Here is a 22,322-nt window from a genome sequence, read left to right on the forward strand (position 1 = left end):
CTCACGCCGCATCGTAGACGACTTCGAGGGACGGCTTGTCGACCACCGATTTTCCGCACATGTCTTCCATCGTCGCAGGCTCGAGTACGACGCCGCGACCGACCACTTCGCCCTTGAACAGGCCGAGCAAGCCGTCCTGGGTCAGCGGCGTGGGGCGAACCGGCGGCGCCAGGCCGACATTGGTGGCAAGCTCCTCGAACAAGGAACTCCACTGCCCGCCCGGCAGGCCGATGATCTCGTAATTCGCGCTCTTCTTGCGGATGTCGTCGTCGGCCGGGATTGCCGCAAGGACGGGAATGCCGACCGTCTGCGCAAATGCCGCCGCCTCGCCAGTGCCGTCGTCCTTGTTGATGACCATGCCGGCAACGCCCACATTGCCGCCGAGTTTGCGGAAATATTCGACTGCCGAGCAGACATTGTTGGCGACGTAGAGCGACTGGAGGTCATTGGAGCCGACGACGATGACCTTCTGGCACATGTCACGCGCGATCGGCAGGCCAAAGCCGCCGCACACCACGTCGCCGAGGAAGTCGAGCAGCACGTAATCGAATCCCCACTCGTGGAAACCGAGCTTCTCCAGCAGTTCGAAGCCGTGGATGATACCCCGGCCGCCACAGCCGCGGCCGACCTCGGGGCCGCCGAGCTCCATCGCGAACACGCCGTCGCGCTTGAAGCAGACGTCGCCGATCTTGACCTCCTCACCGGCGAGCTTCTTCTTCGACGAAGTCTCGATGATGGTCGGACAGGCGCGACCGCCGAACAGCAGCGACGTGGTGTCGCTCTTCGGGTCGCAGCCGATCAGCAGCACTTTCTTGCCCTGCTGCGCCATCATGTAGGACAGATTGGCCAGCGTAAAACTCTTGCCGATTCCGCCCTTGCCGTAGATCGCGATGATCTGGGTTTCCTTGGTCGCCGGCGTCGTCACCGGCGCATCCGGCTCGATCGACGCTTCCGCTCGCAGAGCGTCCTTCATGTTGATGTTCGGCACGACATTCATGAGAGCGAACTCCAGTTCAGGACCATTTTCAGGCAAGCCGACTCTTCGAACGCGACGCGATAGGCGTTGGAAGCATCCCGGGCATCGTGGTGGTGGGAGATCAGGCCATCGAGCGAGAGCCGTCCGGATTCGACCAAGGCCTTGATCGCGACGAGATCGGAGGGCTGCCACTCCGCGGCAACGCGAAGCCGCGCCTCGCGCATGAACGCGGGCGGAAACGCAAAGGACAGCCGCTCGCTGTAGAATCCAGCCAGCACGATCTCGCCGCCCGGCGCGATGCGGCCAATCAGGGAATCGAGCAGGCTGGCGTCGCCGCTCACGTCATAGATGCTCTTGTAGTCGCGCCGCGTATCATGCTCGGGATCGATCACACCGTAGTCGACGGCACCGCCGACGCGCGCCGGATTTTTCTCCCATACGGTCGGCGGCTCGTTGCGAACTGCGATGGAGATGCGCGCCAGCAGTCGCCCCAGCACGCCGTGACCGACGATGCAGTCCGGTGCCGAGGCACCCCGCGTCGCGATGGCATGATACGCCGTCGCCGCCAGCGCTAGCAGAATTCCACGTTCAGCGAGATGTTGATCGAGCGGCACCACGCGTTTTGCTGCGACCACCAGCCGCGACGCGGAGGCGCCAAACAGGCCACGGACCTCGCCGAAACATTTCGCGCCGGGCACGAAGACGCGTTGACCCGGATGGAGGTCAGTAGAACTTCCTGCCTCAACCACGCGGCCAACCGACTCGTAGCCTGGCACCAGCGGATATCCCATCCCCGGGAACGAGGGCATTCGTCCAGACCACAGCAACCGCTCGGTGCCTGTGCTGACTCCGCTCCAGTCGACATCGACGACGACATCGTCGGCGGTCGGAGCAGTCAAAGCCAGCCGATCGAGCTCGATCTGCTCAGGCTGCTTGAGAACCACCGCGATGGTCTCCATCGCTCCACTCCGATCTTGGCGGAAGCTGAGAGGGCTCCGCGATTGTCATGCTAGACTTACATTTGTGACTGTCAAGTTTGATTAACGCCAATTTCGATTTTTCGCGCCCTGATCACGCTCGCAAGCATGGGCATCGCCACGGGCCGCAGCGCAATCTCGCAAAAGCCGGCCTCGGTGAGCATGTCTCGCAGCCGCGCGAAGGTCCTGGGCCGGCCGCTGCCCATCGCGAGCAGATAAAAGGCGAAATACGCATCGCCGATCGGCTCGGCGCCGCGAACGCCGGAGATGGGCTCGGCAATCAGCAGCGTGCCGCCGATTGGCAGGCACAAGTGAATCGCGCGAAGCAGCGTCATGACGTCGGCGTCGTCGTGATCGTGGATCACGCGCACCAGCGAGACGATATCGGCACCCTCGGGAAGACGGTTAGCGAGAAAGCTCCCGCCGATCGCGACCGCGCGCGACGACAATCCCTCGGCACGAAACCGTTCGCTCGCCTGGTCGGCCACCGCAGGCAAATCGAACAGCACGCAGCGCAGTCTGGGCGTCTCGGCTGCAACGGCGGCGATGAACGATCCGTCGCCGCCGCCCACGTCGAGCAGACAGCGATGTCGACGAAACGAATAAGCCGACAGTATCTGCTGCGAGATCATCGGCTGCGACGCAGCCATCAACGCCGTGTAGGGTGCGATCGCTTGACGCGGCAGATTGGCTGCCTTGCGATTCGCCGCGTAAGGCCAATAGGCGGCGAGCTGCCCCGCGCCCGCGTCACCGCGCAGCAGCGCGATCGGATCCCTCAGGTCGTCGTACAGCATCGCATGATGCTCGATCATGGCAACGACGCCGGGATTGCCCCTGAGGGCCGCGCCGCGCGAACCAAGACCGTAGCGGCCGTCGCTGCGACGCTGCAGCAATTGCAGCGAGACCGCCGCATCGAGCAACGTCAACGTCGCGTCGACTGGCAGCGGCACACGCGATGCCAGCTCCGCCGAATTCAACGGGCCATCTGCCACTTGATCGAACAGCTTCAGGCGGACGCAAGCAAACAGAACCTGCGAATACACGAAACCGGCACAGAGATCGAACAGCGCGCCTGCCCGACGCCGCGCGATCGGTCGCGTCAGCGCAAAATTCCCGGCAAACCGATGAAAAGACTGGTTGGAAAGGATCGAATCGCGCCACGCGAGCATGCGATCACGCAACGACGGCCGGGACGCGCTGTGTCCTGAAGGGACGACACCCGCACCGGACGGCGCCTTGGATGTCTCGCCTCGACCGTCACGATGCGCGATCGCGGCCATCGTGGCTACGCGGCGAACTGGGCAAGCTTGGCCGGCACCAAACGCTTGGCTTCCGAGAGCATCAGCAACCGCAGCTCGGCGCCATTGGGGCATGGCGGGATCGCATCGATGGCGCCACGCACGAGGTCGTGCAAGCGGTACAGCGCGCCATCGAGGCCGAGTTCGATCACCGCGCTGGGACGCCCGAGCGCGAGGTCGCGGCCGACGGGCTTGCCGATCTCATCTTCGTCCGAGGCCGCGTCACGAATATCGTCGGCGACCTGATAGGCCTCCCCGAGCTTTTCCCCGACCATCCGCCACGGCTCGCAATCGGCGCCGGCTGACGCGGCGCCTGCGACCGTAGCCGCGGCGAACAGCGCGCCGGTCTTGGCGCGGTGATAATGTGCGAGATCGATCTTGTCTTCGCATTCCCAGGCTTGCCCCGCGACGATCCCTGAAGGCACGCCGACGGATCGGGCCACCGTCAGGGTGAGCGTCGCCAGCCGCTCCGGCGTGCATTGAAGACGCGCCAGCGTCTGGAACGCGAGCACGATCAACGCATCTCCAGTGAGAACCGCGAGCGGCTCGCCAAATGCCTTGTGCACCGATGGACGGCCACGCCGCGTCTCGGCCGCGTCGAAGCAGGGTAGGTCATCATGCACGAGCGAGGCACAATGCAGGAGTTCGAGCGCCGCGCCGGCAGCGTCAGTAGCCGCTGGATGATCCTCACCGCACGCCGCTGCGACGCTATGGACGAGCCTCGGCCGCACCCGCGCACCGCGGGGAAACACGGCGTAACGCATGGCCGCCGCCAGCCGGGGCGGACAACCTGGAAGCTCGGCCTGATCAATCGCGTCGTTCAGTGCCCGTTCGATCCGGCTGGTGACGTCCATGGCAGGCTCCCGTGCTCGACACAAGGAATGTCAATTTAACTTGTCGATTGGAGTGTAAATAAATATAGACACATGTCAATCGACAAGCCGGAGCCGGTGCAAGATGCCCAGAGATTGTGTTGTCGTTGTCGGCAGCGGTGTCGCCGGGCTGGTCTCCGCCTTCGCGCTCGCAGCACGCGGCCTCGACGTGACTGTCCTGGAACGAGCCGCCGCGCCGGGCGGCAAGATGCGGCAGATCGCGGTTGGCGCCTCGATGATTGACAGCGGTCCGACCGTCTTCACGATGCGCTGGGTGTTCGACGAACTGTTCGCGGCTGCCGACCGGAATTTTGCGGACCACATCAGCTTGAGCCCGCTGGATATTCTCGCCAGACACGCGTGGGACGAGAATGCCCGGCTCGACTTGTTTGCCGATCAGGAGCGCACAGTCGACGCAATCGGGGATTTTGCCGGCGCGGTGGAAGCGGATGGCTATCGTGCCTTTTGCCGGGACAGCCAACGCATCTACGAGATTCTCGAGAAGCCGTTCCTGCGTGCTCCCCAGCCGAGCATGGGCGGACTGATCGGCGCCGACGGCCTTCGCGGGCTTATGCGATTGCCGCAGATCAAACCGTTTTCGTCGATGTGGTCGGCGCTCGGAAAGTATTTCGTCGATCTAAGGCTGCGGCAATTGTTTGGACGGTACGCGACCTATTGCGGATCGTCGCCGTATCTGGCGCCCGCAACGCTGATGCTGGTTGCGCATGTCGAGCGCGAAGGCGTCTGGAGCATCGACGGCGGCATGCATGCACTCGCCAAAGCGCTGGCCGATTGCGCAAGGTCCTTTGGCGCGACGATCCGCTACGGTGAGGACGTCAGCGAAGTTCTGATCTCCGGCGGCCACGTCGGTGGCGTCAGGCTTGCAAGCGGCGAGCGTATTGCTGCGGACGCCGTGATCATGAATACTGATGTCGGCGCCTTCGCGGATGGAATGTTTGGAGATCCTGTCCGTCGCGCCGCAGCCGCGATCCCGCTCCGCGCCCGTTCGTTGTCCGCCATGACATGGAGCGCCGTCGCAAAGGCGGATGGCTTTCCGCTGCAACGGCACAACGTCTTTTTCTCGGGCGATTATGCAGCCGAGTTCGACGACATTTTCGCGCATGACCGGCTCCCGCGCGAGCCGACCGTGTATGTCTGCGCCCAGGATCGCGACGATGACATCCCGCCGGTCGGTCCCGAGCGATTTCTGGTGCTGGTCAACGCGCCCGCAAATGGCGACCGGCATGCCTACGATGCAATGGAGGTGGCACAATGCGCGCAGCGGACATTTGGCATGCTGGAGCGACGCGGCCTGCGACTCCAGCCGCAAGCGGATGCGATGCAAGCGACGACGCCGGCGGATTTCAACCGAATGTTTCCGGCCACCGGCGGCGCATTATACGGCCGCAGTTCGCACGGATGGACGGCCTCTTTCCAGCGTCCGGGAGCACGAACGAAAATACCGGGGCTGTACCTGGCGGGAGGGAGCACGCATCCGGGTCCGGGCGTGCCGATGGCGGCCTTGTCGGGACGGTCGGCAGCAGCCAGCCTGCTCGCGGACCTGAGTTCTCGCGGGTCGTTCCGGCAAACGGCTATGCGTGGTGGTATGTCGACGCGCTGAGCGACGACGGGCAGAACGGCATCACCATCATCGCTTTCATCGGCAGCGTGTTTTCACCCTATTACGCATTTGCGCGGCGCAAGGGACCGGCCGATCCGCTCAATCATTGCGCCGTCAATGTCGCGGTATATCGCAGCGGCGGCAATCGCTGGGCGATGACGGAGCGATCACGCGACGCAGTCAACCGCACGACGGACACATTCACGGTCGGTCCGAGCCATTTGTCCTGGGACGGCAGATCGCTAAGCATCGATGTGGATGAAATTGCCGTTCCGATTCCCGGACGCCTGCGCGGTACCATCCGACTGGTACCCACCGCGATCACGCAGCAGGCCTTCTCGCTCAATCAGAGCGGCAATCATCAGTGGTGGCCGATAGCGCCATGCGCGCGCGTCCAGGTGCGGTTCGATCATCCCCGCCTTAACTGGCAGGGTGACGGCTATTTCGACATGAACCACGGCGACGCGCCGCTGGAGCAGGGTTTTGCCGACTGGCAATGGTCGCGCGGAGCGATGCAGGACGGCACGGTGATCCTATACGAAGCAGAGCGCCGTGACGGCAGCCGGGTCGACCTCGCGATGATGTTCGATCGTGACGGACGGATGCAGGCTTTCGAGCCGCCGCCAACGATGGACCTGAGGCGTTCCGGCTGGCGCGTCGTCCGCAGCGTGCGCAGCGACAGTGCTGCCAAGATCGTCAAGACCCTCGAAGATGCGCCGTTCTATGCCCGCTCGGTCGTGTCGGCGAGCATGCTCGGAGAGCCCGTGACGCTGATGCACGAGAGCCTGTCGCTCGATCGCTTCAAGATGCCGATCGTCCAGGCCATGCTGCCATTTCGCATGCCGCGGGTGCGGAGGTCGAATTGGTCAAGGTGACGCGGTTGGCTTTTGCTGCTTCGCGCGTTCGGCTTCCTTCTGTCTGTCGAGCCTCCGGCACACCAGTTCGAGGATACTCCAGGCCGCCGCGAACATGAGCACCACGAAGAACTCGATGAAACCAAGATAGCTGTCCATGATGTCGCCCCGCGCAACTCTCCGCAGCTACCGTTTCGTACAGAATTCAGCCGAAAGCTAAACCCAGCTCACCAATGGCGGCATGGAGCTCAGGATAGTCTCGATGTTGCCTCCGGTCTGAAGGCCAAACATGGTGCCTCGGTCGTAGAGCAGATTGAACTCGACATAAAGTCCACGGCAGGCCAGCTGCTGCGCTCGCTCCGCCTCGGTCCACGGTTCCATCATCCGCCGGCGCACGATCCGTGGATAGACATCCAACAAAGCAAGTCCGACTTCGCGCGTGAATGCAAAATCCTTCTCGAAGTCACCAGTGTCGAGATGATCGTAGAAGATGCCGCCGACGCCGCGCGCCTCGCCGCGGTGCGGCAGGAAGAAATAGGTATCGGCCCAGGGTTTGAACTTGCCGTAATAATCGGGATCATGAGCGTCGCAGGCCTGCTTCATCGCTGCGTGGAACGTCACGGCATCAGGCGCATCCGGGTTTCTCTGCTCCGCCAGCATCGGCGTGAGATCCGCACCGCCGCCGAACCACCCCTTTGCGGTCGACAGAAAACGTGTATTCATGTGTACCGTCGGAACCCGCGGACTGCGCGGATGCATGATCAGGCTGATGCTGGTGGAGACGTAGTCGAGCTGAATGCCGTCGCCCGGCAGCGTTTTGGCCATCTCTGGGGTAAGCGTGCCGTTGGCCGACGAGGTGTGAATACCGATCTTCTCGAACAGCCTGCCACCGCTGAGGAAACCACCGGTACCGCCGCCGCTGCCGGTCGCGCGCTGCCACGGCTTGTAGGTGAAGGTGGCGGGCTCCCCCGGAAACAGGTCGGCCGGCGCTTCGCGCTCCAATACCTCGACCTCGGCGCAGATCCTGTCGCGCAGCGATTCGAACCAGACTTTCGCTTCGGCACGCCGCCGTTCGGCGAGACCGTCGTTGTTGTCCCTGATGGCGTCGGTCCCGTGCATCTGCCTTGCCTTACCGGAACGACCCCGAACGCTGCAGCTGATCCCGGCGTTCCAGGCGTTCGAACAGGTCGATTACCCAGACCACACGGTCCTCGACCGGCCGCCACCGCGGCCTGGCATTTGCGCGTAGCGGCGTTGCCGCCACGGCGTCCACCAGGAAACGGGTCTCTTCAATATCGGCGGTTCTGACGTCAAGCCCTCTCGCCGGCGCCCATTCCATTTGCGGCAAGAGCAGCGTTCGCGCCAGAACCGCGAGCTTGCGTGGGGACGAAACGACTGCACGCCTCGACACGGAATCGAGCCCGCTCCGCTCTAGCTCGCGGCCGATTTCGGCATAGAGCGCGCGAGCGGCGTAAATGCCGGGGCGGCAGCCGATCGGCAGACTAGCGATGCCGTGCGTCGCGCGCGAATAGAACACATCGGCCGCATCGAGCAACCGCTGCACGATGGCCGCGACATCAGGCGTGAAGCAAGGATTCGGCAGCCAAATGTCCGGGTCGATCCCCGCCTCGCGCAGCCACGACTGCGGCAGATAGAGCCGGCCGGCGCGAGCATCTTCGCCGACATCGCGGGCAATGTTAGTGAACTGCATCGCAACGCCGAGATCGCAGGCACGCGCAACGATCTCCGGCGCGCGCTGCCCCATCACCAGCGTCATCATCGCCCCGACGGCGCCTGCAACCCGTGCTGCGTAGGCAGTGAGATCCTGCAACGTCTCATAGCGGCGGACCTCTGCGTCCCACGCCAGTCCTTCGAGCAGCGCTTCAGGCAGCTCGCGCGGTATGCAGAACTTCGTGACGACATCGGCGAACAGGCGATCAGCAGCGAGGTCCATCGGCTGCTCTCGATAGGCGCGATCGAGCCGGTCCCGCAGCCGCGCCACTGCCGCGGCGCGGTCTTTGCCGAGATCGACGGCATCATCAGCCAAGCGACAGAATGCATAGAGCGCAATGGCTGGATCAGCGACCCGGCGCGGCAGCACCTTCGAGGCCGCATTGAAGGTCCGCGAACCGCCTTTGAGCAGGTCACGGCAGGCAGCCATGTCGATGGGATCGAGCCGTGTCGTCATGCGGTCACCAGGCTTGCAAGATGTGAGGCATCGGGCACCAGGGCATCCAGAACACGCGCCGACGAGAGCACGCCGGGCAGGCCCGCGCCGGGATGCGTACCGGCGCCCACCAGATACAACTTTTCGATATCTTCGCTCTTGTTGTGCGGGCGAAACCAGGCGCTTTGCGTGAGGATCGGTTCCAGCCCGAAGGCTGCACCACGAAACGAGGATAGCCGATCCTGGAAATCCTGCGGCGTCAGCATCCGCGAGCTGACGATCTCATTCTGAAGACCGGGCAGTACAGTCCTCGAGAGCTCGCCTGCAATCGCCTGGCGATACTCTTCGGCTATCAAGCTCCAGTCGGTACCACTTTGCAGATGCGGGACAGGCGAAAGCACGTAGAACGCATCGCAGCCGTCAGGTGCGAGGGAAGTGTCGGTCGCGGTCGGGCGATGCAGATACAGGCTGAAATCGTCGGCCAGAACCTTGCGATCGAAGATATCCGTCAACAATCGCTTGTAGCGCGGGCCCAGCAGGATCGTGTGGTGCGGCACTCCCTCGTATCTGCGACGTGTGCCGAAATACCAAACGAACAGGCTCATTGAATAACGCGCTCGCTCGATGCGCCTGTCAGTCCAGCGTGACCGCGCCGACGCAGGCACCAGATGCCGATACGTCCACGCGGAATCCGCGTTGGACACGACGACATCGGCAGCAATGGTCTCGCCCGAAGCCAACCGTACGCCCCGCGCAACGCCGTTGTTCACGACAATCTCGCGGACCTCATGGTTGCAGCGGAGCCTGCCGCCCTGCCCCTCGATCAACTTGACCAGCCCATCGACCAGCCGCCCGGTGCCGCCAAGCGCAAAATGCACGCCCCAGCGCCGCTCCAGAAATGCGATCAGGCAGTAAATCGAACTCGCGGTGAGAGGATTACCACCGATCAACAGCGGATGAAAACTGAAGACGACGCGCAGGCGAGTGTCCCGGAAGAATTTCGAAACCAGCGAGTAGACACTGCGATAGCTCGACAGCCGCAGCATCTCAGGCGCGATCTTCGCCATATCCGTCCATTTCCTGAACGGTACGTCACCAAGCCTCTCGAACCCGACCTTGAAGATCTCCTCGCTGGCTCTCATGTACTCGTCGTAGCCGTCGACGTCGCCAGGCGAGAATCGCGCGATCTCGCGGCGCATCGCGGCGGGATCGCCGGAATAGTCGAAATGCGAACCGTCCTGAAAGCGGATCCGGTAAAACGGCGAGACCGGCACCAGCGTCACGTCGTCCGACATCTTTCGTCCGCACAGCTTCCACAGTTCCTCGAACAGAAACGGCGCGGTGACGATGGTCGGCCCGGCATCGAAGGTGAAGCCGTCCTGAGTGTAGACATAGGCGCGGCCGCCGGGGGCATCGAGTTTCTCAAGAACGGTGACACGATAGCCTTTTGCGCCGAGCCGGATCGCAGCTGCCAATCCGCCGAAGCCGCTGCCGATCACCACCGCATGCGGCTGCAGATGCGATGAAGGTTGCGGCGTTGGGCGGACGGAGATTGAATCCAGCATGAGGCCACTGTAATTATTTATTGACAGTTGCCTAGCCGGAAAGTGTATATTCCGACTTACATTTCCTGCGCCGCTTGCTCGGCAGCGCAGACACGCGCGTATTTCAAGATGAGTTCTGCAATTCGTCGCGGCTCTTCTTCGTGCGCGAGATGACCTAGACCGGACAGTCGCTCGATCTCGGCAACTGGAAGAATCTCGCGAACCTGTCGTGCGACCTCCGGCGATATCGAGCGATCATGGGTGGCTGCCACCAGGACCAACGCTGTCGTCAGCCGCGGCAGATCGTGCAGCAGCGGCTCGAGTTTCCAGTTTGCCATCATCCGCAGCGCGGCCGCGACATGCGCTGGATTCCGCACCAGCTTGCGGTAGAGCTCAATCCCCTGCTGATCGATTGTCGAACCGGTATTGGCGATCAAGCGCTCGACCGCGCCGGCATGAGACGCCTGCCAGGCGAACATTCGTGGCACCAACGAATTCATCACCAGCAGGTTTGCTAATGGCGAGAACAGATGATTGGCAATGCCGCCGTAAGGCATAAAGGCGCCATTGAGGGCGATCAGCAGGCGCGGCGCCATGCGGCCGGCGAGACACATGCGAGCCGATATCGCTGCTCCTGCCGAATGACCGACCGCGATCTCCGGGCTGACCTCCAGCTTGCGCAGCAGCGCTCCGATGTCGGCGGCCATGCCGGGCAGCGACAGGCGATGTGACGGCGGGGTCTGCGTAAATCCGTGTCCGGGCAAGTCCAGCGCGACCACCGAGAAATGCTGGGCCAGTAGCGGCAACACTCCGCGCCAGGAATGCGTTGCGGCGCCGGTGCCGTGGATTAAGAGCAGCGATGGCCCCTCGCCCATTCGCTGCACATGCCAGCGGATGCCGGCCGCTTCGACGAACAGACTCGCATGCCGATTGGGCCAGTCCGTACCATCGCGGCTCCAGACGAGACCGGACACGGCAGTGTCTTACGCGGGCAATGCCGACGGCACGCCGGCGAGGAACGCGTCGTAAGCCTCAATGAATTCGGCTTTGGCTTCGAAGTGCGGCATCGCGCCGGTCGAGAACACGCGAATGGTCCAGTTGGCACGGCCCTCGACTTGCGTCTTGTTGGCATAGTCGACGAAATCGCCGCGAACGCCATGGCTCATCCAGACCGGCAATGTCAGCGAGTTGTAGATTCGGGGCATGTCCTTGCTGAACAGAAACCCGGAGACGAAATAGTACGGAGCGTGCTGTGCGCCCGGTTGGTGTGTGGTCAGGTAATCATATTCCAGCAAGCCCTCGTCGATGTTGGTCGAGCCCCAGGTCTTGTTCAGGAAGTAGCGAATGATGCGGCGGCTGCTCAGCAGCCGGAAAAAACCTTCGCTCCACAGGCGAACCTCGAATAGCCCGTGCAGCCACCGCTTGCCTCGCGTGCCTTCCCGCCATTTGGTAGCCTTGTCGAGGCTCGTGAAGCCGGTGGGGCTGACCAGGGCCAAGCTGCGAAACGCCAGCGGCATCTCGCTCACGGCTCGGGCGAGAAACTCCGACGACAGCGACACCGCCAATGCGTCAATCGGACCGCGGCCGTGATCGTTCTGGATTTCGCGCGTTGCGATCAGAATGGCGTCGGTCATCATGCGCACGGTGTATTCGCGCCTGCCTCGCTCGGAATGCCCGAAACCGGGAAGCTCCAATGCGTAGACTGTCCGGCTTCGGCGATAGTGTTCGTAGAGGGGTCTAACTTCATAGGCTGAGGCCGCGGCATTGATGCTGTGAACCAACAGCAGCGGCGGGAAATTGCCGGGAAGTTCGGGACCGGCCGAATAGTAGGTCAACCTTCCGACCGGACTACCGATCTCGTGGCGCTGGCCGGAGACCGGGGCGGGCAATTCCGCGCGACGCGACGCGTCGGCATTTATTGCCCGGGCGGCTGCGCTCATTCAAAGTCTCCCTTTTTCGAACCCGATCGCATCTCGCCGTGGCCAAGACCGTAACAGCAGTGGATCAGGACTGACAATCATAGTTGTCGACCAGCAACGGAAATGGCGCTTGACACGGGCTGCGCCCGCCAATTCTTCCCCGAAGTGCTGTCCGGCCGGCGGCAGCCAGTTCCGCCGCTCTGGATGATGCGCCCGGCCAGCCGTTACTTGACCAAATACCGCTATGTTCGCGCCAGAGCCGGCGGCTGTCTCGATCTCTGCTTCACGCCTGATCTCGCCGCCGAGGTGACGCTGCAGCCGATCCGCCGCAAATTTCGGAAGCGGCCAATTGATCTTCAATCTCGGCCACGCATCCAACCGCAGACCCCGATCGCACATGTCGAACATTGGAAGCGGGTGCGGACCTGCAAGGGATCGTTTTAGCCGACGCTGGCAAGCACTGCTTTTGACAAAGTTGCGGCGTCGGCGTGCGGCAGCGGCAGATAGCGTGCGCCCATCTCCTTGGCGATGGCTTCGCCTGAAATGCCCGGACGCGGCGACGTATCGACAAGAACAATGTCGACACCGGCCCCGCGCAACTGCCGCGCCGCGCTCATCGCGTCGTCCTCGGCACGCGGACGCCCCTGCCCGCCATCGCGCGCAATGTTGGCCCGGCCGTCGGTCAGGACGATCACGGTCGGCGTCTGTCCCTTGCGGCGGACCAAATCCGCCAACACGAAAGCCGCATCGAGCCCCGCAGCCAGCGGTGTCCCGCCGCCGCCCGGCAATCCTGCGAGAGCACGTTTAGCGCGCGCCAACGAACGGGTCGGCGGCAGCAGCAACTCCGCAGCACTGCCGCGAAACGAAATCAGCGCGACCTGGTCTCGCCGGATGTAGCAATCCGCCAGAAGCAACTCGACCGCACCCTTGGCCTCCGCCAGCCGATGCAATGCTGCGGAACCGGACGCATCGACAAGGAAAATCGTGACCGTTTCTGTGCGCTGCCTGAACCGCAAGATGCGGAAATCATCCTTACGGATCAAAATCCGGGGTAGCGATCGCGCGCCCGCTCCGGTCATCTCACGCCGCCGTAGAGGTTGCCATGGTGCCGCCGCGCGCAAGGTTTCGATCACGCTGAGCTTGGCACCGGCACGCAATTCCCCGCTCAGCACGCCGGCCGGACGCCCACGCTTGTTGGATTTCTGCAATGCGCCGGCCTTGCCGGAGGAACGACTGCGCGATCGTCGCGCAGATCCCGCACGAAGGGCTGCAAGCACGTCCGGAGGGATTGCGGCCTGCGCCGCGGCCAGAATGATTTCGTCAAGCGCGCGATCGATGTCAGGGGTTTGATCTTCGCCACCGGACTCGTCAGCTTCATCTTCTATTGGCGGTGGTGGCTGCCCCGGCTGGGCCGCCTCATCTGCGGGCGGCAACACCAGGGCACGGGGAGCCAGCACCAACCGCGCGGCCAAGGCAAGGTCTCCCTGATCGACTTTGGAATGACCCGCGAGCGCGGCGGCGGCGCAGGCGATACGCAGCGCCAGCAATGGCGCGCGCAAGGAGGTGATCCCGAGCGCCGTGGCCGCGGTACAGAGGGCCTCGACCTGGGCACCGTCCGCCTTGAGGGTTGGCAGCTTCGCGCGTGCGGCCGAAATTTCCCTGGTATCAAGCGCGAATTCCTCGGCGTCACGGACGCCGATCGCGTTGAGATCGAGGTGGACCGCCAGGCGATCGCGCAGAGACGCCGACGTGAATTCATCGTCAGCGCCTTCGTCGAGGGCGACCACACCGAAACGCGCAGGCATCCGAAGCGACAGGCCGTCGCGCTCGACGATGGTCTCCCCGGCGTCCATCGCGGCCGTGACATGGACCGTCGTTGCTGCGGACAGCCGCTCCGCCATCGCCAGAATGAGGACACCGCCATCCGCCTCTGCGAGCAGCCCGCGTTCCGCAACCGGCCTTCCAGCCAGTAGCGTCGCGTTGAGATCGAGGCCACCGAGAAGCCGGCCGTCGGCGATGTTGAGCGGCAGATGCTTCACGTTGCAGGATGGCGGCAACGCCGTACGGAGCATGGCCAGCCAACGATCCCGCACCGGTCCGGAGCGTGATCTCAACAACACGCCACCGGTTCCCGACGGATCCACGGCGAATAATTGCAACGCCGTCACCGCATCGGACCAGATGGCAGCGCCGGTCATCCCAGGACCTCTGATATCGCACGGTCGACGCGTACCGAGGAGCCCGCATCATCGAGCGGATTGCGCCGCAAGCGATGACGCAAAGCGGAAGGCGCGATCCGGCGCAGATGATCGTCAGTCACGGTCTTTGCGCCTTCGAGTGCCGCGAGCGCTCGTGCGGCGCGCATCAAGGTCAGCTCGCCACGCAAGCCGTCGGTGCCGAGCGCCATGCAGAGCTTGGCGGCGCGCTCGAGCGTCACATCGGGCACCGAGACTGAGGAAAGTTTCTCCCGCGCCCCGATGATCTTCTTGCGAAGCTTGACCTCGTCCTTGGCCCAATTGGCGACGAAGGCTTCGCTATCGCTTTCAAAGGCGTCCCGGCGCCGCACGACCTCGATCCGGTCCGCGAGATTGTCGGGTGTCTTCACCTCCACCGACATGCCGAAGCGATCCAGCAATTGCGGGCGCAACTCGCCTTCCTCGGGGTTTCCCGTCCCGACCAGCACGAACCGCGCCGGATGGCGTATGCTCAGGCCTTCGCGCTCCACGACATTTTCGCCGGACGCGGCAACATCGAGCAGAAGATCGACCAGATGATCCTCCAGCAGATTGGCTTCGTCGATATACAGAAATCCACGATGCGCGCGGGCCAGCAATCCCGGCTCGAACGCCTTCTCTCCGCGCGCAAGTGCGCGTTCCAGATCGAGCGCCCCGACAACGCGATCCTCGGTTGCGCCGAGCGGCAGATCGACGACCGGAACAGGCACTTGCGCGGATTTCAGCCTGCCTTTGGTTGCGCGAATGCGGCAATCCTCGCAAAACTCCGCCGGCCGATCCGGATCGCAATTATAGCGGCAAGCGGCAACGACCTTCATCTTCGGCAGCAACGCCGCAAGCGCGCGGACCGCAGTGGACTTGCCGGAGCCGCGATCGCCAAAGGCCAGCACGCCGCCGACCTTGGGATCGACCGCGGCAATCAGCAGCGCGAGCTTCATCTCGTCCTGGCCGACAATCGCGGAGAATGGAAATGTTGTTGCCATGCTATCCTTTCATGGCAGCGGCCGCGTAGGCGCAATGATATCGGCCGCCCCCTTGTGAAGCAGTTCCAACCCGACCGCGCGACCGAGCTCGCGCGGTCGACTTGCGGGTCCCGAGCGGGTCACTTCGATAAATTCCCTGCCCGCTTCATCCAGCACCGAAGCCGTGAGCGTCATCTGCGAACCGTCGATCGTCGAATATCCTGCGATGGGCGAGTTGCAGTGACCGTTCAGGATCCACAAAACCTCTCGTTCCGCGTCGCAACTTAGATGTGCCGCCGGATCGTCGATCAGCGCGAGATATTGCCGCGTCCGCCAATCGTTGACCGCGCACTCGACCGCGACGATACCCTGCCCTACCGCGGGTAAAACCTGCGAAGGCGCAAGCTCGCAAGCGATGCGATGGCCGAGACCGATCCGTTCGAGCCCGGACCGGGCCATGATCAAAGCGTCCGCCGGCCCCGCCTCTCCGCCACCGGGCAGGCGTTGCATGTCCCGATTGTCCAGCTTGCGAACTCGGGTATCGGCCGCGCCGCGAAAGTGTATCACCTCGATGTCAGGGAACAGCCGCCGTGCATAGGCGGCGCGCCGCACCGCGTTGGTGCCGATCCGGTAACCCTTGCCGCGCGAGCGCCTGATGTCCTCGAGAAAGACGCCGGATCGCAGCACGAGCGCATCGGTCGGCGGATCGCGCGGCAGCGTCGCGGCGATTACGAGCCCGGGCGTATCCTCATTGCCGGGCATGTCCTTGAGCGAATGCATTGCTGCATGAAGCCGGCCCGATGTGACCGCGGCGCGGATGGCAGCGACGAATGCACCGCCCTTGCCGCCATGGACCAACAGCTTGCTGGTCTGATCGCTATCGCCCGTGGTCTCGAACCTGACGATCTCGATGCCCAATTCGGGCGCCACCCCGGACAAGCGCTGCGCAATATCCTCGGTCTGGGCCAATGCCATGACGCTCTTGCGCGTACCTATCCGCATCGCGACTGCCACCACCGCGCTCCCATCCGCAACCGCACGACTCTCCGCGGCGCGGGCAGAGATTAAGGCCAGCCGTTTCCGGAATGCAAATCAAGGTCAGCTTGCGGTGCACACGCCGATTTCAAGACAAAGCTCTGCAGCGAATATACGAGCCAATCATCCGGCGTTTCACACCGCGCCAAATTTATTTTTGCTGGCGTGCTCCGAACTTCTTCCGACTTCTGCTTGGCCCGACGGGGTGTTACTCATATCGCTGCGCCCCTTGGAAGCAACTGGCCACCGGAGTTCGAGATCGCGATGAGCGCGGATGTCCTGATAGGTGACGGCGAAACGGCGCGGCTGACACCTCATCCGCTGCGTTCAGCCGTGCTCGGCGAGGTTCATGCTCGCCCCTTCACCCCTATTGCAGTGCCATCGCGCGTTGTGCATTTTGCCTTCGACACGTCGGGACCACGCGCACAGGTCGACCGCGTCAACCTTACCGCATTCTGCACGTCGCGCGGGCTGCAATCGCCATCGCCCGCCGAAAAGCATCATCGCGCCCCGTTCGGCACCACCGTGCTGCGCTGGGAGCAGCACTCCGAATTCACCACCTACACCTGGGAAATGCCAGCCGATCCCGCGGCCGCGCCGTTCCATCCGGATGTGGCCTCGCTAGCGGGACCGATGCGGCTGGTGCCGCAGCCCGGCCCGCTGCTGGTGGCCGTCGACCTGCATCTTCTGGCGGAGGATCTGCCACGAACTGCGCCGGAACGGTTGTTCGACAACGCCAGTCTGGCGGTTGCCGAGAACTCGGACGGTGCCGCGCTCTACGCGACAGATTTCCAGCCTGGCCCTTCGGGCTTTGTCCGCATCCTCGTTGCCAACCGCAAGATGTCGTCCGAACGCGCCGGAGCGCTGGTCCGGCGGGTGATCGAGCTCGAGACTTATCGCACGCTCGCCTTGCTCGGCCTGCCGGAAACGCAACGGCTGTCGCCATCGATCGCAGCCGCAGAGCGCCGCCTCGTCGAAGTCACCGACCAGATGCGCCAAGCCGGTGACCTCGCCGCCAACCACAAGCTGCTCGATGAGCTGACTGCCCTGGCTGCCGAGGTCGAAGCCGGGGCGGCCGCGAGCGTGTTTCGCTTTGGCGCCAGCCGTGCCTACGAGGAGATCGTCGAGCAACGCTTGCAGACCATCGGGGAACGCAAGGTCGGTGGACTCCCGACGTGGTCGTCGTTTCTGGCACGCCGGATGAAGCCGGCTCTGCGCACATGCGTCACCACTGAGGCACGCCAATCCAGCCTTTCGTTGAAGCTCGCACGCGCCGCAAACCTGTTGCGCACCCGCGTCGATGTCGAGCTGGAGCAGCAGAATCAAGAGCTTCTGAAGTCGATGAATGCGCGGACGCGGCTGCAACTGCGGCTGCAGGCCACAGTGGAGGGCCTTTCGGTCGCGGCGATCACCTATTACGTGGTAAGCCTGTTCGGATACATCGCCAAAGCGGCACATGACAGCGGCGCTCTTCATGTCGAGCCCAATGTCGCGACAGCAGCCTTCGTGCCGGTTGCCGGCCTTGCGATCTGGTGGACGGTGCGAACTATCCGTAGAAGGCACATGGCCGGCGAAGACCGATGAAGCTGCTCGTCGGATTACTCGCGACCGTTGCGATCCTGCTCGGGCTGTTTGAACTGCATGACGGAAGCCGGGAACTGAACGTCACGCGAACCGTCATCGGCGAAACGCCGGTGACGATCTTCAGGCCGAAATCCGCCGCTCCAGCGCCGGTCGTCGTGATCGCGCACGGCTTTGCCGGTTCGCAGCAGTTGATGCAGCCGTTCGCCGAAACGCTTGCGCGCAACGGGTATGTCGCCGTGACCTTTGATTTCCTCGGCCATGGCCGCAACTCGGTCCCGATGCATGGCGATATCAACGAGGGCCTGACCATCACTGCCGCCTTGCTGGAGGAATTGACCGACGTCGCGGCGTCGGCACGCAAGCTGCCCGGGAGTGACGGCCGGCTCGCGGTGCTCGGACATTCCATGGCGTCCGACATCGTGGTGCGGTACGCGCAAGCGCACCCGGATGTCGAAGCGACCGTCGCGGTCTCGGTGTTTTCGCCCGTGGTGACACCGGCCAATCCGCGCAATCTGCTCGTCATCGTCGGTGCGCTGGAGCCTGCGATGCTCAGGAACGAAGGCCTCCGCATCGTCAATCTCACCGCCGGCGGCACGGCCAGTCCCGGCGAGACTTACGGGCGATTTTCCGACGGTACCGCCCGCAAGCTCGTGCTGGCGCGCGGCGTCGAACACATCGGCGTGCTCTACAGCCATGACAGCCTGATTGAGACAGTACGCTGGATGAATGCGGCCTTCGGCGACCGACCGCAGGCAGAGGTCGACAGCCGGGGCCGCTGGCTGGCGCTGGTGTTTGCCGGCATCGTCGCACTGGCCTGGCCGCTGTCCACAATGTTGCCTGCGGCGAGCCCGGGTTTGGCCGGCGCAAGCCTGGGCTGGAAGGCGCTGATGACGGCCGCTCTCCTGCCGGCGATCGCAACCCCGCTGTTGCTGTGGAAGATGCCGACTGACTTTCTGCCGATCCTGCTCGGCGATTATCTGACATTACATTTTCTGCTCTATGGCGCGCTGACGACCACATTCTTGGTCTACTTGCGCAAGCCTCAACCGCTGGCCGCCGCGACGACTTTTGCTTGGAAACGCGTCGCGATCGCAGCAATTGCAGTGTCCGCCTACAACATCCTGGCCTTCGGTCTTGCGATCGACGCCTATGTGTTCTCGTTCCTGCCGATCCCGGCGCGTCTGCCTCTGATCGCCGCAATCGCCTGCGGGACGCTGCCCTACTTCATCGCCGATGAGTGGCTGACGAGCGGCAGCGAGTCCCGCAGCGGCGCCTACGCCCTCACCAAATTCTGTTTCATACTCTCGCTTGCGATTGCCGTAGCGCTCAATCCGATGAAGCTGTTCTTCCTCGTGATCATTGTGCCGGCCATCCTGCTGCTGTTCCTGGCCTTTGGGCTGATCAGCCGCTGGAGCTATGCGGCGACGCGGCATCCGCTACCGGGCGCACTCGCCAACGGAACGCTGTTCGCATGGGCGATCGCCGTGACCTTTCCGATGATCGTGCGATGATTTTTCCTCCCACGATTTGCTGCTGGAGTGATGAGATATGTGGCTACCCAAGCGCATCGAACCCTTGCCCGGGCAGGAGTCCGTCTGGGATTATCCGCGTCCGCCGCGTCTGGAGAAGATCGGTGCGCGGCTGCGCGTCATCTTCAACGCACACACGATTGCCGACACGACGGCGGGCTATCGGATCCTCGAGACCAGTCATCCGCCGGTTTACTACATTCCGCCCGATGATATCGCGCGACAATATCTGCTAAATTCGCCGGGCAGCTCGTGGTGCGAATTCAAGGGGGACGCACAATACTGGTCGCTGAGTGTCGATGGCCGGATGTCGGATCGCGCCGCCTGGAGCTATCCATCGCCGTCGCCGACGTTCTCCGCTATCGCGGGGCATCTGGCGTTCTATGCCTCGCGCGTCGATGAATGCTGGGTGGACGACGAACGCGTGCAGCCCCAAGAAGGCGACTTCTACGGCGGCTGGATCACCTCACGCATCGTTGGGCCGTTCAAGGGCGGCGCAGGGACTCGCGGATGGTAGAACACGAGTCTCCTGCTGGTCATCACTACTTCGGCTGGCCGGTCGAACCGTTGGCGGGCCCTGTCCCGGTATCCGATGAGGTCGGGGCAGCACGGGTGTCAGGCGCGGGATTGATCGGCTGATAGAGCTTGGGCTGATCGGGCGTGCCAGCCGGCTGCGCCATGCCTGTCGTTGCACCACCGACCGGCGTGGTTGCCTGAGCGGTTTCGAGGCGGGATTTGCCGTTGTAGCCAACCGTGAGCAGGCCCATCACTGCGAGCGCGAGGACGGCGAACCCAATGAGTTCGGGTCCGGCTCCGCTCGGCGCCAAGCCGCGGCTGCTTCCGTTGCCTTCAAGCGCGTTCGCCGCGATTTCGCGGTTGGTGCGGGAGCGAAGAAAGTAGATGAATGCGCCGGCAATGATGAACGTCGTGGCCGCGAGGGTGAAGAACATCAGCCAGCTGATAGGGTTGTCGCCTTGCATGAGAAGCCTCCATTGTATGATTGAGATGACAATGGGAGCGACTAAACTTGGTTCCTAAGGGATGAGAAGCCACAGACCTTCACTGACCCAAGCCATTGAGGAAATGAGAAATATCTTGAATCGTGCAGGATTCAACGTGGATTGTCAGATCGAAATGTAAACTACAATTGACAGTCGGGCCAACATCGGAGAGCTTTGTCGGACGGAATTGCCGGCAGCCCCGAGGGATGACATGGCGCCAAGGATGAGTGGCCTCCGCACCCAACGATCCGATCCGGCGAAGCTGGATGAGCTGTTGCTGCGCATGGCGGGGGGCGACGAGCTGGCCTTCGAAAAGCTGCACGCGGCCACGCGGCGCAAGCTGTTCTCCACCGTGCTCCTGGTCGTCAGGCGCCGGCATCTCGCCGAAGACATCGCGCAGGAGGCCTATGTTCGCATCTGGCTGAACGCCCCGGCGTATCGTCCGGCTCTGGGCTCGCCCATGATGTGGATGATAACGATCGCCAGGAATCTCGCGATCGATGCCGTGCGAAGGCCATCGCGCGAAATCTTTCGCGACCAGTCGGCCTTGCTGGACTTTCCGGCCGACACTCCCACGGCGCTCGAGAGCATGGAGCGCAGGGAGAACGAAAGCGACACCGCAAGGCTTCAGCAGAGCATGTTGTCCGCCTTGCAAACGCTCGAGCCGACACGGCGTCATCTGGTGATCGCGGCCTATCTCCACGGTGAAAGCCGGCATCGGTTGGCCGAGCAATATGGCGTCCCCGCCAACACCATCAGGACATGGCTGCGTCGCGCACTCATGCATGTGCGGGCGCAGATCGGAGCGATGCCGCCGGGCCATCACGGGATGCGGTCGTCCTCTCTCGGCCATTAGCGCATGATCGGGAGAATCGCGCATCGGCTCTCCGAGACCTTGAACGATAATTTGAACTGATCGTGCTGCCCGCCGGGAACTTATGTTCACTTTGTAACTTGCGTCTCGGGCTGCTGCAGCGGGAATTTCGTCGTGCCGGAAATTAAAATGCCTATCATCCTCGTTGTCGAAGACGAGGAGTTGCTCCAGAGTTTCGTCGCGGACGCATTGCACGACGGCGGCTTCGAGTCGGTCGTCGCGTCGTTTGGAGAAGAGGCTGTGACTTTGCTGAAAGCCGACAACGGCCAATACCGAGCGCTGGTCACCGACATCGACCTGAAAGGCAAGATGAACGGCTGGGACGTCGCCCAGCACGCCAGGGAGATCCATCCGGAATTTCCTATCGTCTATACGAGCGGGGCCGCAGCCGCGGACTGGACCTCCAAGGGCGTTCCAAACAGCGTCATGCTTCCCAAGCCGTTTGCACCGGCACAGCTTCTCACCGCCCTCGCCAATCTTCTCAACAGCGGGACGCCCGCGGCGTAGGTCAGGCACAAGAGACGCAACGGCAAATTCTCGCGACCGGACCGGGCGACGACATCCAGACCACACGTTTTTGCCGTACGCACATTTCGCTTGTTCGCCGTGTGGCCTCCCATAGTCGTCGCCGGTGCCGAAAGAATGCCGGCGAGACGAAAAAGAGAACTCGCAGAGCAATCTGGCCATGGGATCGCTCGAGGCCAACACGGCGAGATGATCGAGCTTGGTCAAATGGGTGCACGCGAACGACTCCGGCATCGTCCGAATTTGAACAGGCGACGGCACGTCTCTTCGCTACTGCTGACGCAAGATGCCATCACTCGCTCCGGCCAAATGAGCCGCGATGGTGCGCGCCTTTGAAAGGTCCCGTGCTC

The 22,322-nt window shown here is 63.2% G+C and carries 21 protein-coding genes and 1 pseudogene; 8 read left to right on the forward strand and 14 right to left on the reverse strand.

Going from position 1 to position 22,322, the window contains the following annotated elements; translation table 11 throughout:
• Position 1 precedes the first annotated feature (1 nt).
• The 4 genes from JQ580_RS20705 to JQ580_RS20720 all read right to left on the reverse strand — a co-directional run bounded on the left by JQ580_RS20705 (position 2) and on the right by JQ580_RS20720 (position 4,105).
• Positions 2–997 (reverse strand): chlorophyllide a reductase iron protein subunit X, encoded by a 996-nt coding sequence (locus JQ580_RS20705; RefSeq protein WP_212282058.1) that lies wholly within the window; start codon positions 995–997, stop codon positions 2–4.
• Positions 994–1,935, reverse strand: coding sequence for a chlorophyll synthesis pathway protein BchC (gene bchC / locus JQ580_RS20710; protein WP_212282059.1), 942 nt, complete (start codon positions 1,933–1,935; stop codon positions 994–996). Before bchC ends, JQ580_RS20705 begins: the two co-directional genes overlap by 4 nt.
• 71 nt (positions 1,936–2,006) lie before the next feature.
• A complete protein-coding gene (locus tag JQ580_RS20715) occupies positions 2,007–3,122 on the reverse strand; it encodes a methyltransferase (protein WP_212282129.1) in 1,116 nt (371 codons plus the stop codon).
• Positions 3,123–3,238: 116 nt separating this feature from the next.
• Positions 3,239–4,105, reverse strand: coding sequence for a polyprenyl synthetase family protein (locus tag JQ580_RS20720; RefSeq protein WP_212282060.1), 867 nt, complete (start codon positions 4,103–4,105; stop codon positions 3,239–3,241).
• 103 nt (positions 4,106–4,208) lie between these two features.
• On the opposite strand from JQ580_RS20720, the gene crtD reads away from it, so the two are divergent.
• Both crtD and JQ580_RS20730 read left to right on the forward strand, forming a co-directional pair.
• Complete coding sequence (gene crtD, locus JQ580_RS20725) at positions 4,209–5,744, forward strand: 1-hydroxycarotenoid 3,4-desaturase CrtD (RefSeq protein WP_212282061.1); 1,536 nt, start codon at positions 4,209–4,211, stop codon at positions 5,742–5,744.
• Positions 5,741–6,619 (forward strand): hydratase, encoded by an 879-nt coding sequence (locus JQ580_RS20730; protein ID WP_249134322.1) that lies wholly within the window; start codon positions 5,741–5,743, stop codon positions 6,617–6,619. Before crtD ends, JQ580_RS20730 begins: the two co-directional genes overlap by 4 nt.
• On the opposite strand, the gene JQ580_RS20735 is transcribed toward JQ580_RS20730, so the two are convergent.
• The 6 genes from JQ580_RS20735 to JQ580_RS20760 are packed head-to-tail and all read right to left on the reverse strand — an operon-like array spanning position 6,611 to position 12,249.
• Positions 6,611–6,757: a hypothetical protein gene (locus JQ580_RS20735; RefSeq protein WP_212282062.1), complete on the reverse strand. Its 147-nt coding sequence runs from the start codon at positions 6,755–6,757 to the stop codon at positions 6,611–6,613. The genes JQ580_RS20730 and JQ580_RS20735 overlap by 9 nt on opposite strands.
• 57 nt (positions 6,758–6,814) lie before the next feature.
• Entirely contained in the window at positions 6,815–7,717 is a 903-nt protein-coding gene (hemF, locus tag JQ580_RS20740; protein ID WP_212282063.1) for an oxygen-dependent coproporphyrinogen oxidase, read from the reverse strand.
• A gap of 10 nt (positions 7,718–7,727) precedes the next feature.
• Positions 7,728–8,786, reverse strand: a complete 1,059-nt coding sequence (locus JQ580_RS20745; RefSeq protein WP_212282064.1) for a phytoene/squalene synthase family protein — start codon at positions 8,784–8,786, stop codon at positions 7,728–7,730.
• Entirely contained in the window at positions 8,783–10,330 is a 1,548-nt protein-coding gene (locus JQ580_RS20750; RefSeq protein WP_212282065.1) for a phytoene desaturase, read from the reverse strand. Before JQ580_RS20750 ends, JQ580_RS20745 begins: the two co-directional genes overlap by 4 nt.
• 56 nt (positions 10,331–10,386) lie before the next feature.
• On the reverse strand, positions 10,387–11,283 hold the full coding sequence (gene bchO, locus JQ580_RS20755) for an alpha/beta fold hydrolase BchO (protein ID WP_212282066.1): 897 nt from the start codon (positions 11,281–11,283) through the stop codon (positions 10,387–10,389).
• A gap of 9 nt (positions 11,284–11,292) precedes the next feature.
• Positions 11,293–12,249, reverse strand: coding sequence for an alpha/beta fold hydrolase (locus tag JQ580_RS20760; protein WP_212282067.1), 957 nt, complete (start codon positions 12,247–12,249; stop codon positions 11,293–11,295).
• Between the two features lie 102 nt (positions 12,250–12,351).
• Here JQ580_RS20760 and JQ580_RS33905 point away from each other — a divergent pair.
• Positions 12,352–12,558, forward strand: a pseudogene (locus JQ580_RS33905) (uroporphyrinogen decarboxylase family protein); the annotation flags it as partial.
• A gap of 110 nt (positions 12,559–12,668) precedes the next feature.
• Here the strand turns inward: JQ580_RS33905 and JQ580_RS20770 are convergent.
• From JQ580_RS20770 to hemC, 3 genes are read right to left on the reverse strand one after another with little or no spacing between them, the layout of a single operon-like run.
• On the reverse strand, positions 12,669–14,426 hold the full coding sequence (locus JQ580_RS20770) for a magnesium chelatase subunit D (protein ID WP_212282069.1): 1,758 nt from the start codon (positions 14,424–14,426) through the stop codon (positions 12,669–12,671).
• Positions 14,423–15,445 (reverse strand): magnesium chelatase ATPase subunit I, encoded by a 1,023-nt coding sequence (gene bchI, locus JQ580_RS20775; RefSeq protein ID WP_212282070.1) that lies wholly within the window; start codon positions 15,443–15,445, stop codon positions 14,423–14,425. Before bchI ends, JQ580_RS20770 begins: the two co-directional genes overlap by 4 nt.
• A gap of 9 nt (positions 15,446–15,454) precedes the next feature.
• Positions 15,455–16,426 (reverse strand): hydroxymethylbilane synthase, encoded by a 972-nt coding sequence (hemC, locus tag JQ580_RS20780; protein WP_283813969.1) that lies wholly within the window; start codon positions 16,424–16,426, stop codon positions 15,455–15,457.
• 297 nt (positions 16,427–16,723) lie between these two features.
• Here hemC and JQ580_RS20785 point away from each other — a divergent pair, with 297 nt between their 5' ends.
• From JQ580_RS20785 to JQ580_RS20795, 3 genes are read left to right on the forward strand one after another with little or no spacing between them, the layout of a single operon-like run.
• On the forward strand, positions 16,724–18,043 hold the full coding sequence (locus tag JQ580_RS20785; RefSeq protein WP_212282072.1) for a DUF3422 family protein: 1,320 nt from the start codon (positions 16,724–16,726) through the stop codon (positions 18,041–18,043).
• Entirely contained in the window at positions 18,040–19,554 is a 1,515-nt protein-coding gene (locus tag JQ580_RS20790; protein ID WP_212282073.1) for an alpha/beta hydrolase, read from the forward strand. The genes JQ580_RS20785 and JQ580_RS20790 overlap by 4 nt, the downstream gene beginning before the upstream one ends.
• Before the next feature lie 37 nt (positions 19,555–19,591).
• A complete protein-coding gene (locus JQ580_RS20795) occupies positions 19,592–20,089 on the forward strand; it encodes a DUF427 domain-containing protein (RefSeq protein ID WP_212282074.1) in 498 nt (165 codons plus the stop codon).
• A 25-nt stretch (positions 20,090–20,114) separates the two neighbouring features.
• Here JQ580_RS20795 and JQ580_RS20800 read toward each other — a convergent pair whose 3' ends face one another.
• Positions 20,115–20,552: a hypothetical protein gene (locus tag JQ580_RS20800; RefSeq protein WP_212282075.1), complete on the reverse strand. Its 438-nt coding sequence runs from the start codon at positions 20,550–20,552 to the stop codon at positions 20,115–20,117.
• 244 nt (positions 20,553–20,796) lie between these two features.
• Here JQ580_RS20800 and JQ580_RS20805 point away from each other — a divergent pair, with 244 nt between their 5' ends.
• On the forward strand, positions 20,797–21,429 hold the full coding sequence (locus tag JQ580_RS20805) for an RNA polymerase sigma factor (protein WP_212282076.1): 633 nt from the start codon (positions 20,797–20,799) through the stop codon (positions 21,427–21,429).
• A 147-nt stretch (positions 21,430–21,576) separates the two neighbouring features.
• The gene (locus JQ580_RS20810) at positions 21,577–21,954 is read left to right on the forward strand and encodes a response regulator (RefSeq protein WP_212282077.1); all 378 of its coding nucleotides are present in this window, start codon (positions 21,577–21,579) and stop codon (positions 21,952–21,954) included.
• Positions 21,955–22,322 lie beyond the last annotated feature (368 nt).

The sequence above is a fragment of the Bradyrhizobium sp. SZCCT0148 genome, assembly GCF_018129985.1.
Lineage (GTDB): Bacteria > Pseudomonadota > Alphaproteobacteria > Rhizobiales > Xanthobacteraceae > Bradyrhizobium > Bradyrhizobium japonicum_H.

What these genes read in the sequence shown, in the direction of transcription:
- JQ580_RS20705 (WP_212282058.1), bottom strand. Translation starts at nt 997, where the DNA reads ATGAATGTCGTGCCGAACATCAACATGAAGGACGCTCTGCGAGCGGAA.
- bchC (WP_212282059.1), bottom strand. Translation starts at nt 1,935, where the DNA reads ATGGAGACCATCGCGGTGGTTCTCAAGCAGCCTGAGCAGATCGAGCTC.
- JQ580_RS20715 (WP_212282129.1), bottom strand. Translation starts at nt 3,122, where the DNA reads ATGCTCGCGTGGCGCGATTCGATCCTTTCCAACCAGTCTTTTCATCGG.
- JQ580_RS20720 (WP_212282060.1), bottom strand. Translation starts at nt 4,105, where the DNA reads ATGGACGTCACCAGCCGGATCGAACGGGCACTGAACGACGCGATTGAT.
- crtD (WP_212282061.1), top strand. Translation starts at nt 4,209, where the DNA reads ATGCCCAGAGATTGTGTTGTCGTTGTCGGCAGCGGTGTCGCCGGGCTG.
- JQ580_RS20735 (WP_212282062.1), bottom strand. Translation starts at nt 6,757, where the DNA reads ATGGACAGCTATCTTGGTTTCATCGAGTTCTTCGTGGTGCTCATGTTC.
- hemF (WP_212282063.1), bottom strand. Translation starts at nt 7,717, where the DNA reads ATGCACGGGACCGACGCCATCAGGGACAACAACGACGGTCTCGCCGAA.
- JQ580_RS20745 (WP_212282064.1), bottom strand. Translation starts at nt 8,786, where the DNA reads ATGACGACACGGCTCGATCCCATCGACATGGCTGCCTGCCGTGACCTG.
- JQ580_RS20750 (WP_212282065.1), bottom strand. Translation starts at nt 10,330, where the DNA reads ATGCTGGATTCAATCTCCGTCCGCCCAACGCCGCAACCTTCATCGCAT.
- JQ580_RS20760 (WP_212282067.1), bottom strand. Translation starts at nt 12,249, where the DNA reads ATGAGCGCAGCCGCCCGGGCAATAAATGCCGACGCGTCGCGTCGCGCG.
- JQ580_RS20770 (WP_212282069.1), bottom strand. Translation starts at nt 14,426, where the DNA reads ATGACCGGCGCTGCCATCTGGTCCGATGCGGTGACGGCGTTGCAATTA.
- bchI (WP_212282070.1), bottom strand. Translation starts at nt 15,445, where the DNA reads ATGGCAACAACATTTCCATTCTCCGCGATTGTCGGCCAGGACGAGATG.
- hemC (WP_283813969.1), bottom strand. Translation starts at nt 16,426, where the DNA reads ATGCGGATAGGTACGCGCAAGAGCGTCATGGCATTGGCCCAGACCGAG.
- JQ580_RS20785 (WP_212282072.1), top strand. Translation starts at nt 16,724, where the DNA reads ATGAGCGCGGATGTCCTGATAGGTGACGGCGAAACGGCGCGGCTGACA.
- JQ580_RS20790 (WP_212282073.1), top strand. Translation starts at nt 18,040, where the DNA reads ATGAAGCTGCTCGTCGGATTACTCGCGACCGTTGCGATCCTGCTCGGG.
- JQ580_RS20795 (WP_212282074.1), top strand. Translation starts at nt 19,592, where the DNA reads ATGTGGCTACCCAAGCGCATCGAACCCTTGCCCGGGCAGGAGTCCGTC.
- JQ580_RS20800 (WP_212282075.1), bottom strand. Translation starts at nt 20,552, where the DNA reads ATGCAAGGCGACAACCCTATCAGCTGGCTGATGTTCTTCACCCTCGCG.
- JQ580_RS20805 (WP_212282076.1), top strand. Translation starts at nt 20,797, where the DNA reads ATGAGTGGCCTCCGCACCCAACGATCCGATCCGGCGAAGCTGGATGAG.
- JQ580_RS20810 (WP_212282077.1), top strand. Translation starts at nt 21,577, where the DNA reads ATGCCTATCATCCTCGTTGTCGAAGACGAGGAGTTGCTCCAGAGTTTC.